The sequence below is a fragment of the Dysgonomonas reticulitermitis genome (assembly GCF_054601275.1).
The window spans coordinates 175169-188871 of sequence record NZ_BAAHWU010000003.1 but is presented as its reverse complement, the minus strand read 5'-3'; the positions used below and the strand labels follow the sequence as shown (position 1 = coordinate 188871).

Here is a 13703-nt window from a genome sequence, read left to right as displayed (position 1 = left end):
TCGCAATGACGAAAAGGCCTTGCTTACTGATAACTGTTGACTGCTAACTGTAGAGGTTTGTTACTTTTTAGTTAAATTCCGGTTTGTCATGCTGACGACAGGAAGCATCTCCTGTTTCTCGGAGATCGGGATCCTTCCCTGCGGTCAGGATGACAAAGAGAGTAGCCGCGCGAGCAAGGGCTAACGGTTAAAAGCTATCGGCTAACAATTAAAAAATGAGTGTGACTTTTGTTACTTTTTAGTTAAAAAGTTACGAGTAGACGAGGTACGAGTTGTTGGCTGATGACTGCTAACTGTAGAAGTTTGTTACTTTTTAGTTAAAATTTCGAGTTACGAGTTGTTTACTGACTACTAACTACTAACTACTAACTACTAACTACTAACTACTGTTTACTGTAGAAGTTTGTTACATTTTAGTTAAAAAGTTACGAGTAGACGAGATACGAGGTACGAGTTGTTGACTGATGACTGATGACTGTTGACTGATGACTGCTAACTGTCCCGAAGTAATCCGGAAAAAATAATTTTATGCAAAAAGATATAGACTTACGCATTACGCCGGAGCAGGCATCTGATATTGAAGAAGTAAGGCGGATTTTTTCAACTACTGCAAGCATTCCGTTATCGGAAATCTCTTCAGTGCGTATCTTAAGACGTTCCATAGATGCCCGTCAACGAAATATATTCATTAACTTACGGGTAAGAGGATATATAAATGAGGAGCAAAACGATCCTGCATTTATAAGCACATTTTATTCCGATGTGAAAGATTGTCCTCAAGCCATTGTCGTAGGCGCCGGACCGGCCGGACTATTCGCTGCCTTACGGCTGATTGAACTCGGTGTTCGTCCGGTTGTTGTAGAACGTGGCAAGAATGTACGGGACCGTAAACGTGACACCGCTCTGATGAATCGGGAGCATGTAGTAAATCCGGAATCCAATTACTGCTTCGGAGAGGGTGGGGCAGGCGCTTATTCAGACGGTAAACTATATACCAGAAGTAAGAAACGGGGCAATGTGGAGAAAATACTGAACGTTTTTTGCCAGCATGGAGCCGATCCTTCTATCCTCATTGACGCTCATCCTCATATAGGTACGGATAAGCTGCCGGGTATTATAGAAAAAATGCGTGTGCAGATTATCGTTTCAGGCGGAGAAGTCCATTTCGAGACACGCATGGATAAGCTTATCATAGAGGATAATGAGGTTAAAGGTATAGAAACAAATACGGGAAAGACTTTTGGAGGGCCTGTTATCCTGGCGACCGGCCATTCGGCGCGTGATGTCTATTACATGCTGTATGATCAGAAAGTAAAGATCGAGGCTAAGGGATTAGCTATCGGCTTCCGTATCGAACACCCGTCACATCTTATCGACCAGATACAATACCATTGCAAAGAAGGCCGTGGGGAGTTTCTTCCGGCAGCAGAATATAGTTTTGTTGTGCAGTCGGGCGGTCGTGGTGTTTATTCCTTCTGTATGTGTCCGGGTGGAACAATAGTCCCTTCTGCCAGCGGTCCCAGGCAGGTCGTAGTCAATGGTATGTCGCCATCTAACAGGGGTTCGCGCTGGTCGAATTCCGGGGTTGTAGTGGAAATTCATCCTGAAGATTTTCCTGAATATGCTAAATACAATGAGTTGAGTTTACTCAAATTTGTAGAAGATATTGAAGAACAGGCATGGATACAAGGCGGTAAGACTCAGGTTGCTCCTGCTCAACGAATGTATGACTTCGTCAAAGGGCAGAAAAGTACGTCGTTACCCGAAACCTCCTATACGCCGGGTGTGGTATCGTCCTCCCTGCATGAATGGATGCCCGGATTTATATCTGCACGTTTACAGGATGTTTTCCAAAAAGTTGGGAGCAGTTATAAAGGATATTTGACTAACGATGCTATACTTCTCGCAGTTGAGAGCCGTACTTCTTCTCCTGTAAGGGTTATCCGAGATAAAGAGACTATGCAGCATATTGAAGTAGAAAATCTTTATCCATGCGGTGAAGGAGCCGGTTATGCAGGAGGAATCGTTTCTGCTGCTATGGATGGAGAACGTTGTGCTGAAGCTTTGGCTGAAAAGATAGGCGTCTTCCTGAAAAATAATCAATTGTAATTGTATGTATATCATAGAAATATACGTTTCCCTATTTAATTTATATAATTAAATAGCTTGGATATTGAAAGATATAACTAACTTTAAGCGAATTTTTATTAAGCAATTGCGATATGCAGAATATATCGCGATCAAAAATTTAAAAATTTTTCCCCAAAAAAAGTGAGTGTCGTGAGATACTCGCTTTTTTTAATTTTGTACGGTTTTATAATTTTGTCTTGGGGAATTATTAAGCTTGAGGCAAGAGTTTATGGGCTTTTTAGCATTCTATTCAGGATATAAAAGGTAAAAAAATCTATATGAGGCTAAGTCATTTTTAGATTAAATTGTTGTTTTACAGGTGTATAGTATATATCATGAAAAGAAAAATCTATATGCCCCAAAAAAGACTTGAAAAGGTTTAAATTCTTCCTTACCTTTGTTCTGCAAGCTAATTATTCAGGCTTAAATGAAGAGATTTTTATATTGAATTATTTAAAGAAATCAAATCTAAGGAGCCTCTGTTTTACAATCAATCAGATTTACTAATTTTGAGTAAACACGAATGTAGATAGAGTTCTGATAAAAATAAAATGAGTGTGTTTTCAACATAGGCAAAGTTGAAAAATTTTTTGGGAGGTATTGGGAGTGATTCTTAGTGCCTCTTTTCTTTTTATTATATATCCTATATTTGAGATAGATCCTCTATAAATCTATCGACCATCTCTTCCGGAGTAGCCCATGATGTTATCAGGCGGATGGAAGAATAATCCGGATCGATTATTTTCCATATTAAGAATCCATATTCTTGCTGTAATTTCTGTATAACCGGATTAGGTAATACAGGAAAGATTTGATTGGTATCTGAGTCTATAAGCATTGGATAACCGAATGATTTGAAAGCATTGGATAATTTTCCTGCCATAAGGTTTGCATGCCGTGCCAGATCAAATATCAGATTATTTCTCAGTAATTGATCGAATTGCACACCCATCGAACGCCCTTTTGCTGTCAGGGCTCCCCTTTGTTTCAAATGGTATTTGAAATCTTTTTTCAATTCAGGATTTACTATTACTACAGCCTCACCCAGCAAGGCTCCGCATTTAGTGCCGCCTATATAAAATATGTCTGTCAAAGCAGCTATATCAATTAATGTCAAGTCGTTCGAAGCCGCGGTTAATGCCATTGGAAGCCGTGCGCCATCCATGAACAGGATAAGATCGTTTACTTTGCAAAATTTTGATAAATCCGATAATTCCTGCTTGGTGTATACAGTTCCCAACTCTGTTGAATTAGAAATATAGACAGCGCGGGTGCGTACTACATGATGTCCTCTGGCTTTATTCAGGAAAGGTATGATATCTTCCGGACGTAGTTTCCCATCCTCCGAAGGAGCTGCTTCCACTTTGTGACCTGTCGCTTCTATTGCTCCCGTTTCGTTCACGTAGATATGCCCCGTCGTAGCAGCTACTACCGATTCGAAAGGCTTAAGAATAGAGGATAATACAGTAAGATTAGCCAATGTGCCTCCGGCTATCATATGTACATCTACGTCGGCCGCTGTTAGCTGTTTTATAATAGACTCCGCGTTTTTTGTATATTCATCGTCACCATATCCTGCTTGTTGTATAAAATTGTTGCCGGTCAGAGCTTCTAGTATCGAAGGGTGACATCCTTCGGCATAATCATTTGCAAAACTATATATCATATCTTGTTTATTTATATAAATTCTATTTGGCTTACGCCGATTTTAAATTTAAAGATTCAAAGATTCAAAGATTCAAAGATTCAAAGATTCAAAGATTTTGTATATCGGTATAATATAAACGTCTTTTGTGAACCAACGGTTAGCATAGCTAAATATTATTTATTGTAAACTATATATTTTAACTAAAAAGTAACAAACTTCTACAGTAAACAGTAGTTAGTAGTTAGTAGTTAGTAGTTAGTGAACAACTCGTAACTCGAAATTTTAACTAAAAAGTAACAAACTTCTACAGTTATCAGTCAGCAGTCAACAGTCAACAGTCAACAGCCAACAACTCGTACCTCGTATCTCGTCTACTCGTAACTTTTTAACTAAAATGTAACAAACTTCTACAGTAAACAGTAGTTAGTAGTTAGTAGTTAGTGAACAACTCGTAACTCGAAATTTTAACTAAAAAGTAACAAACTTCTACAGTTATCAGTCAACAACTCGTACCTCGTACCTCGTATCTCGTCTACTTGTAACTTTTTAACTAAAAAGTAACAAACTTCTACAGTAAACAGTAGTTAGTAGTTAGTAGTCAGTAGTTAGTCGCCAACTCATAACTCATAACTTTTTTTCAAAAAGTAACAAACTCCACATTCATTCGCTAATTCGCTAATTTTCTCATTCGCTAATTTTCAAATTGTCTATTATAGATAAAACTAACGCCGGACAATGTTTCACTCTTCGTTCTTCGATTCTTCACTTTTTTTTGCCCTGAGGGCTATCCGTTATTATTCGAATATGTCCCTATCTTTCTTACTGTGGTTTCGAAATCGTCTCGCGATATTTTTGTTTTGTTTTTTACTTTAGCCCTGTAATTATAGATTGTATTCACCGAATACCCCAGAAATTTCGCGATCATGGAGCTATCTTCCACACCGAGCCTGATGAGCGCGAAAATGCGCAATTCTGTATTTAACTCTCCTTTTTTAGGTGTGATTTTCTCGTCATCCATCAAAAGGTTATTGAATTCATCTACAAAATCGGGGTATATGTGTAAAAACATTTTGTCGAAATTAGAGAATAATTCTTCCAGTTCAGTTTCTTTCAGGTCGCTAGCTCTGGTCAGTTTTACTAATTCGGCCGTTTGTCCCCCCGATAATTTTTTGCCTACCATTTTACGATAATCGTCAAGCTTATCTATATATGTAGAACATAACCCCAGGAAGTATCCTATATATTTTTCCTTGATATGATTGGCCTCTGACAAATCTGTATTTGTATCGGTCAACTGTTCGTTCATCCTTTTACGGAGGCTGTTAAGGGAGTTCAACTGCTCGTTTATTTCTTTAATTTTTTTATTTGTAGCAAATTGTTTTTTCATTTGCCTGTATATGAAAATCAGGGCAAAAAGCAGCAAGAGCAATAAGGTTGTAATAAAAAAGAGGTAAAGGCGTAATTTTTGAGTCTGGATATCGTTCTGACTTTGGTAAGATCTATTGATAATTCCTTGTGTGCCGAAAATCTCAGATCGTCTCAGTTTGGTGTTGTAATCATTCGCATTTTCCTGCGAAAAGCGGATATATTTATAAGCCCGGTTTATATCTCCCTCTTCATATAAAATATTTGCAAGATTAGATAAGGCCGCGTTATCCTTATTGGACGTTTCGATGTCAGTAAGGGCAGAAAGAATTAGAAATTTTTTCTGCATAAAAACATCGTTTAGTTTCTGATAAATCTGAAATCTATGAAAGGCAACCAGTGCGTATTTAGGCATTCCAGGTTCGGTAAGGCGCAATCGTTTGTCGTTTAGGGCTAATGCTTCCTGCAATCTGTCCGCTCGTCTCAACAGAGTTTCTTCGAGCCTGAGATATTCTTCCGATTCAGGATTTAGTATATTCAAAAGAGAGTCTTGGTAAGCTTTATAAAGTGCTGCGTACTCCTTCCCCCTTCTTTTGTCTTGAGTATAAAAAGAGAGGCCGCTATATAAATATCTTTGGCATAGGTAATAATCTATGAGCTGAGATTTATCAAATTTTTCTCTGTCAATACTGCTTATTGCGTCCACTGCTTCTTTATATAACCCTAGTGAAGTAAATATGGAAGACAGCTCCATATTTGTTTCGTTTATTCTTTCTTTATCGTTTAGTGAATAAGCTATATCGAGGTTTTCGTTTAGATAATGTATTGTCGAATCTGCCATATATGAATAATATTCGGTAGCAAGTTGCCGATTAATCTGATATACGTTTTTTAAAGACATGCCTTTGTCCTGTTTATCTCTTTTCAGATTATTTAGCTTCCTTTCTTTGAATTCTATATATTGATGGTGATTCAGTATACTCTTATCTAACGCGTTTAAGAGGGAATCTAATTCGTTGCTAAATAGAAAAGATGAATATAAGCTGAGTAATAAAGTGAGAAATAATTTCATTTTTGAATGTGATTTTTTCTGATAAATGTGGTTAACTCTCATATATTCAATAGGGAAATGATACTCAATACAGTATTATTTTTACTCGAAATATACAGATATAAAAATAATAAGCCACACGGGTTTTTGGTAAAATTACAATATTTTCTTAAGGGAGCGCCTTTAGTATTAAAAATATTATACTTAAAGTAGTGCATGGAATAGATTTTTTACTTTCTTTTGTCCAAATTAATAATTAAATGGAATTGTATGAAATATATTTTTCTAATCATTGCTGTTACATTTTCTTTTTTCTCGTGTAATAATAAAAATACAAATAAAGCGATTGCGAACGCAAGTGATTCAACAAATATTCAGGCAGGAGAAGTAAATGACGATTCTAGTCTGTATCTGATAGTAGGAACATATACAACAGGTGAAAGTGAAGGTATATATGTGTACCAATTCGATACTGTATCCGGATATTCAACTTATAAAAGTAAAGCAAAAATAACGAATCCTTCTTATCTGGCTATCAGTAAAGATGAAAAATATGTTTATGCCGTCTCTGAAACAGGTGATGATAAAGCTTCGGCAAATGCGTTTGCCTTCGATAAGGAGAAAGGTGAATTATCACTATTGAATACTGAACCAACTAAAGGCGCCGACCCTTGTTATATCATTGTCGATAACGCGGGTAAACATGTTGTTACAGCTAACTACTCAGGAGGCAGCATTACCGTTTTTGAGGTAAAAGAAGATGGTTCGCTGGCGACAGCATCCCAATACATAAGCTTTACAGGTAGAGGAGTAGATCCGGATAGACAACAAAAACCTCATTTGCACTGTGTAACGTACTCTCCGGATGAGAAATATTTATTTGCAAACGATCTTGGTACCGATAAAATACATAAGTTTGATGTGAATCCCAATAAGCAGGGTAATTATCTGGATGCAGGTATACCGGCTGCTTTTAAAGTTGCTGACGGATCGGGTCCTCGACATTTGCAATTTCATCCGAATGGCAAATTCGCATATCTTATAAACGAAATATCCGGCGCGGTTATTGCATTTGACTATAATAGCCATACAGGAGATCTTATCCAAATACAGTCTATACAGGCCGATACTTTAAATGCTAAGGGTAGTGGCGACATTCATATAACCCCTGATGGTAGATTCCTATATGCGTCAAATCGATTGAAAGGCGATGGATTGGCTATCTTCTCCATAAACCAACATAATGGAATATTAACGAAGGTTGGATATCAGGAAACAGGGATTCATCCTCGTAACTTTGTAATCACTCCAAATGGTAAGTTTCTTCTTGTAGCCAGCAGGGATAATAATGTAATACAAGTATTTTTGATAGATAAAAATACAGGGCTGCTGGAAAATACGAATAAGGATATAGAATTGGATAAGCCTGTTTGCTTAAAATTCACTTCACTTCGATAGACATATTTTAATAAGCGACTTTTAATATAAATAATTCTAATCGCCCGTGTTTTATATTTTATTATAACATGGACGGTTTTATTTGTGTGCGAACACATATTTCTGTGTGTGCGCACACTCTGGTTTTGGTTTGTCCACTTTTTTTTTCGAATACTACGCTATTTAATTACTGATTTATTGTTGTTTATCTTTGTTTTATGTTTGTTAAAATCCACTATTTTTACACTTAGTGGAACAAGTGTTGATTTTATGATTAGTTTTGTTGTATCTGAATTGTAAAAATAGTTTTGCAAACATTTCACTAACTTAAATTTTTTAATACACATGAAAAGAAACCTATTTCGAAGGAGAATAGTTCATAGTCTCCTTGTGTGTCTCGCCCTTTTATGTTTTGACATAGGCCTATATGCTCAAAATGTGATTACAGTAGAGGGTGTGGTTGCAGATAAGAATACCAAAGAACCTCTTATCGGTGTGACTGTATCAGAAAAGGGAACGACCAATGGTACAATGAGCGATGTAGATGGGAATTTTACATTAAAAGCCAAACAAGGTGCAGTACTGGTATTCACAAGTATCGGCTATAAACCTGTAGAACATCCGGCTTCTTCCAAAATGAATGTTGTAATGGAAGAGGATTCCAAAACTTTGGATGATGTTGTGGTAGTGGGCTACGGAGTCCAGAAAAAAGTGAACCTGACAGGTGCTGTCGCTGCTATAGATGGTAAGGATATATCTGCCAGAGCTACTACCGATGTGCTTAGCGCCCTGCAAGGTCAAATGCCGGGTGTAACTGTCTTAAGAAGCAGTGGACAACCGGGATCGGAAACGAGCGGTATGCGCATACGTGGTTTTTCTTCTGTTAATGGGGTTAATGCCTTGGTTCTTATAGATGGAATAGAAGGCGATCTGAAGATGCTCAACTCGGAGGATATCGAGTCCGTCTCGGTGTTGAAAGATGCGGCGGCGGCTTCTATTTATGGATCACGCGCTGCCGGTGGGGTGATATTGGTAACAACAAAGAAAAGCGTTTCGCAAAAGCCGAAAATTTCTTATAACGGCTCATTCGGTATCAACCTGCCGGGCTATATGCCGCAACGTATGTCGCCTTGGGAAGAACAGGATTATATCAATCAGGCGCGAAATGCAGATAGGGGAGTTCCCGAACAAAATCCCGAACAAACATCTTGGGTAGGAAATCCTAATTTTAATTATTATCCGAACGGAGCGCGCTGGACATTCCATGGTAATACCAACTGGCTGGATGAAGGTACAAACGATTATACCACACAAACGACTCATTCGGTCGCGGTAAACGGCGGGCAAGGAAAGACTAATTACTATGTGTCGATGGGCTATTATACCAAGAACGGTATGTTGAAGTATAACTCGGATGATTATAGCCGTTATAATTTGCGTGCTACTTTGAGTACGGAAGTAAGTAAATATTTGGATGTCAAATTGTTGGTTTCTTATGAAAGAGGCGTGACTAACCAGAATCCGGTAGGTTCTACAACTATTTTGTCCCATTTATACAATGACCGTGGCCGTCAGGCTATTTATCTGCCGGAGGAGGATACTAATTATACGAACAATCCATATAGCGCCGATTTGCAGATGAATGTTATCGACGCTATGAAAAACGGAGGTAAAACTACTGGCGAAAACCAGTATTTTACAGGAAACGCGAATCTGCATGTTAAGAATTTGGTGAAAGGCCTGACTTTAGACCTCAACCTGTCGCGGAAGGCTGGATTCTATAGCTATGAAGGCGATTACAGTTATCGTCCGTCTATGGGCCGCAACGGAGCTTTCAGGGCCGGATACGATATTAACAATCCGAACCGTGTAGTCAAAACTAAAAACAATAGCTATCAGGATAAGCTGGAAACCCTGTTAAACTATAATGCCACTTTCGATAAGCATTCGTTGCATATACTGGCAGGCGCGTCTTACGAACAATACCTTAAAGACGAAATATCGGGTACAGCCCGTAACCTGTTATCAAACGACTTTTTCAGCTTCGGCTATTATGATAGTACTATAGCTGGAAATGCAGTGCTGAGCGACGCTATATCACCATGGAAAATGGGATCGTTTTTCGGCCGCGTAAACTATGATTTCGCAGGGCGTTATCTGTTTGAAGCCAATATCCGTTATGACGGCAGTTCACGCCTCGACCCGGACAAACGCTGGGGAGCTTTCCCTTCGTTCTCTGCCGGATGGCGTGTAAGCGAAGAATCGTTCTTCGAGTCGATGAGAAAGTATGTGGATAACCTTAAATTGCGTGGTTCATGGGGGCAATTGGGTAACAGTACGATATTTGACGGCAGGTATTATTCATATCTTGGTATAATCTCCAACAAAACAGATGATAGCGATACGAATATACTTAGCGTTATGGGAAATCCGGTTTACCATCAGAAAGATATGGTATCGAAGGGCATTACATGGGAGATTGTGACATCTACCAATTTAGGTATAGATCTTACCATATTGAGAAACAGGCTTAATCTGACCGCCGATTATTACTGGAAAACCAACGATAATATGTTGTCAAGGCCGCGTCCGGGCAATATTGTCGGATATCCTGCGACTCGTCTGGCCTATCAGAATGTAGGTACATTGAAAACCCATGGATGGGAAGTAACGGCGCAATGGCGCGACAAAATAGGTGAAGTGTCGTACAATGTCGGTTTCAATATTGATGACAGTCAGAATAAAGTAATCAGCTATACAGGAAGCACTGTTATTAGTAATGGTACCGTGGATATTCTCGAAGGCTACCCGCTTAACACTATATGGGGGTATAAAACCGATGGTTTCTGGAACAGCCGCGAAGAATATCTTGCATATAAGGCTGCTAACCCTGGTTACGAATCATTTAACGATGCAAAGGTAAGTGGAGGTGATACCCGTTATGTAGCACAGGGTAAAGCCGATCATACAATTGGCGTCGGTGGTGCGACTGTTGATAATCCGGGTGACCTTGTGTATATGGGTACTACCAACGGACGCTACAATTATGGTATTAATATCGGCGTGGAATGGAAAGGTTTCGATTTCTCCTGTTTCTTCCAGGGGGTAGGCAAACGTAATTTCGTTGTCAATTCCGCTACGCTTGCTCCATTGGGCAATTCATACGAAATGCCGTGGACTGTTAATCTGGATTACTGGACTGAAGACAATAAAGACGCTTATTTCGCAAGGCCGTACGAAGGGAATTCTTTCAATTACAATCCTGCCGACCGTTGGGTGCAGAATGGCGCGTATATAAGACTTAAGAATATACAGTTGGGATATAAAGTGCCCATTCCTGCGAAAATCGCGTCTCTGAGAGTATATGTTAATGGTACTGATGTATGGGAACATACCAACGCGCTGAAAGTGTTCGACCCTGAAGTCGGCAATAATAAAAATACCCAGTATTATCCATTCTTCCGTACATGGACAATGGGTGTTAATGTAACATTCTAAATAAACGAAAGAAATGAAAAATATATTATTTTTAAGCATCATATGCATAGCTGTTGTCTTCAACGGTTGTGATCTGGATGTTACACCGAAAACCGATTTTACGGACGATAATTTCTGGAAATCCGAAAACGACCTGAAAGGAGCCTGTAACCGTCTGTATGAACAACTCTCTTTTGCCGGGCATGACACACGTGCCGACGATCAGTTTGGTAAAAGTTCTAATGGTACCAGTGCCGGAAGCTGGTCTGTACCCGGGGAAAGTGGTGACTGGTCGGATCCATATGCACGGATCAGAACAGCCAACAATATTATCGAAAAAGGAGTTAATACTCCTATTACTGAGTCTATACGTAATAAATATTTGGGAGAAGCTTATTTCTTCCGCGCTTATTATTATTTCGATCTGGTATGTAAATACGGGGATGTTCCTCTAGTACTCAAGGTTTATGATAGTGCCACCGATCCTGATCTGAAAATGGGTCGTACACCGCGTGAAGAGGTAATCCGGCAGTGTTATTCCGATCTTGAATTTGCGGCGACTTATTTACCTACCCGCGCTGATTTGCAAGGTGTGGCTGATGAATTCGCCCGTCGTCGTGTAACACGTTCATCCGCGCTGGGTCTTATGGTTCGTATCGGATTGCATGAAGGTACAATGCAGAAAAACCATAATTTAGGTAGCGAAACGCAATGGAAAGCCCACCTGCAAAAAAGTATTGACGCTTACAATCTATTGAAAGCCGAAGGACATGAGCTTTACTCTGCCGGAGGAGCGGCTACTTCTTACCAGGCTTTATTCTTTGATGAAAATAACAGTACTAATAAGGAAATACTGTTTGCAAAGGCATATGGCCCTAATGGTGGTAGCGGTTCGGGTTATACCAACCATAGTTATTCCGGCGATTGTGAAGGCAGTTATGCTATTTCCCGCACGATGATCGATATGTATCTTTATGCCGATGGTCTCCCACGCGAAAAATCACCGCTGGTAGTTTCTCCGGAAACATCATTCAATAACGTATTCGGCTATGAGGCCGATGGTGTTACGGCTATTACCGGAGGTAAAGGAGCCCGTGATCCGCGGCTGACTATGAGTATCTGGCGCATCAACGATCCGCAGGATAATGCGACCACAACAATAGGTGATGCGAAAATAGGTTGGATTAACTCCGGTAAAGGAGCATATAAACCTTTCGATCCGCAGCGTCCGCTGGGCTATCAGCAGAAGAAATCGGCTTCGCAAGACCGCTGGGGTGCAAGCCGGGATTATACCGACAGGATTATTATCCGTTGGGGTGAGATGCTGATTTCTTATGCCGAAGCATTGTATGAACTGAATGGTAGTATTACGGATTCACAATTGGATGAAACAGTGAACGCATTGCGGGCACGTGTAGGATTTACTGCAAAGCTAACCAATAGTTTTGTTACAGCCAATGGGTTGAATATGCGCGATGAAATACGTCGTGAACGTACAGTCGAATTAATGGCAGAAAATAGGCGTTATGCTGATATTATTCGTTGGAAAATAGCTGAGACAGTGCTTCCTAAGGCTGTTATTGGTGCTAAATTTACAATAGATGAAGCATATAATGGAACTTCGCAGGGAGTAGATCCTAAATTTATAGAGTGGCTTACTAATAGTAGTGGACAAGTTTTCAATACTTTTGTATATAGCGAGCCGGGTGTACGTCTGATCGAGAGGGCCGATACCCGCCGATTCAATGTAGCTAAGGATTACTACTATCCGATCCCAGTATATGATATAGCGCAATCTGATGGAAATATAATACCGAATCCGGGTTGGCAGTAAAATAATAACAAGTTTAAAAAGTTAATCTATGAAAAAGATATTATTTATATGTGTAACGGCGCTTCTGTTTGGTATGACCGGTTGCGAGAAAGACAATATTTGGGGCGACGGGCTTCCTGAAATGGAGCATGTCTATTATATTAGTTTCTACAAAACGAATGTCAATACGGATGCGCTCAATTACGAGATTGCAGCGAACGGTGCAGCCCGTTGGCGAATTAATACAGGTACATGGGTGAATACAAATGAAGTGAACATAAGCAGCCCTATTCCGTTGCAATTTTATAGTGAACGGATTCGCTCTTATGACGCAGTAGCTTATTTTTGGGTGACAAATAATAGTGGTTCAACTCTTGTAGCAGGTACGGATTATAGTGTTATTACCGAAAGCGGTACCGTTATTACCCCTGATGCACAGGGCGCGTATGCTGTGACATGGCCGCAAGCCAAGAAGGGTGTGCAAAATATCAAGATTAAGAGACTTACTTCGGCCAAGGGAGTATTAAAGGTAAATACCTTCAATCCTGCTGTTGGTACACCTAATGCGAATGATATTGAAACCACTGTGAATAACAGAACAAACGACTATGAAGTGCGTTTACTGACATTCGATAATAATAAGGTAACAGTGACATTAAATTAAGAATGTTAACAGAATAATCATGCAAAGAGGCAGGACTGGATGTTGTGTCCTGCCTCTTTTTCTTAAACAAATAGACAATGAGGCCATCTTTTTTAAAAGCTACATTTCTTTTATTTCA

Annotated in this window: 7 protein-coding genes; 5 read left to right on the top strand and 2 right to left on the bottom strand. The window is 39.5% G+C overall.

Annotated features, from left to right (window positions below):
• The first annotated feature begins 528 nt into the window (after positions 1-528).
• Positions 529-2109, top strand: coding sequence for an NAD(P)/FAD-dependent oxidoreductase (locus ACYPZI_RS02910; RefSeq protein ID WP_459598418.1), 1581 nt, complete (start codon positions 529-531; stop codon positions 2107-2109).
• 664 nt (positions 2110-2773) lie between these two features.
• On the opposite strand, the gene ACYPZI_RS02905 is transcribed toward ACYPZI_RS02910, so the two are convergent.
• Complete coding sequence (locus ACYPZI_RS02905; protein WP_459598416.1) at positions 2774-3796, bottom strand: threonine aldolase family protein; 1023 nt, start codon at positions 3794-3796, stop codon at positions 2774-2776.
• Positions 3797-4562: 766 nt separating this feature from the next.
• On the bottom strand, positions 4563-6215 hold the full coding sequence (locus tag ACYPZI_RS02900; RefSeq protein WP_459598414.1) for a DUF6377 domain-containing protein: 1653 nt from the start codon (positions 6213-6215) through the stop codon (positions 4563-4565).
• Positions 6216-6464: 249 nt separating this feature from the next.
• On the opposite strand from ACYPZI_RS02900, the gene ACYPZI_RS02895 reads away from it, so the two are divergent.
• From ACYPZI_RS02895 to ACYPZI_RS02880, 4 genes are all read left to right on the top strand, one after another.
• On the top strand, positions 6465-7652 hold the full coding sequence (locus ACYPZI_RS02895; RefSeq protein ID WP_459598412.1) for a lactonase family protein: 1188 nt from the start codon (positions 6465-6467) through the stop codon (positions 7650-7652).
• A gap of 417 nt (positions 7653-8069) precedes the next feature.
• A complete protein-coding gene (locus ACYPZI_RS02890; protein WP_459598410.1) occupies positions 8070-11129 on the top strand; it encodes a SusC/RagA family TonB-linked outer membrane protein in 3060 nt (1019 codons plus the stop codon).
• Positions 11130-11142: 13 nt separating this feature from the next.
• Positions 11143-12942 (top strand): RagB/SusD family nutrient uptake outer membrane protein, encoded by a 1800-nt coding sequence (locus ACYPZI_RS02885; RefSeq protein WP_459598409.1) that lies wholly within the window; start codon positions 11143-11145, stop codon positions 12940-12942.
• 28 nt (positions 12943-12970) lie between these two features.
• Entirely contained in the window at positions 12971-13585 is a 615-nt protein-coding gene (locus ACYPZI_RS02880; protein ID WP_459598407.1) for a hypothetical protein, read from the top strand.
• The last annotated feature ends 118 nt before the right edge of the window (positions 13586-13703 follow it).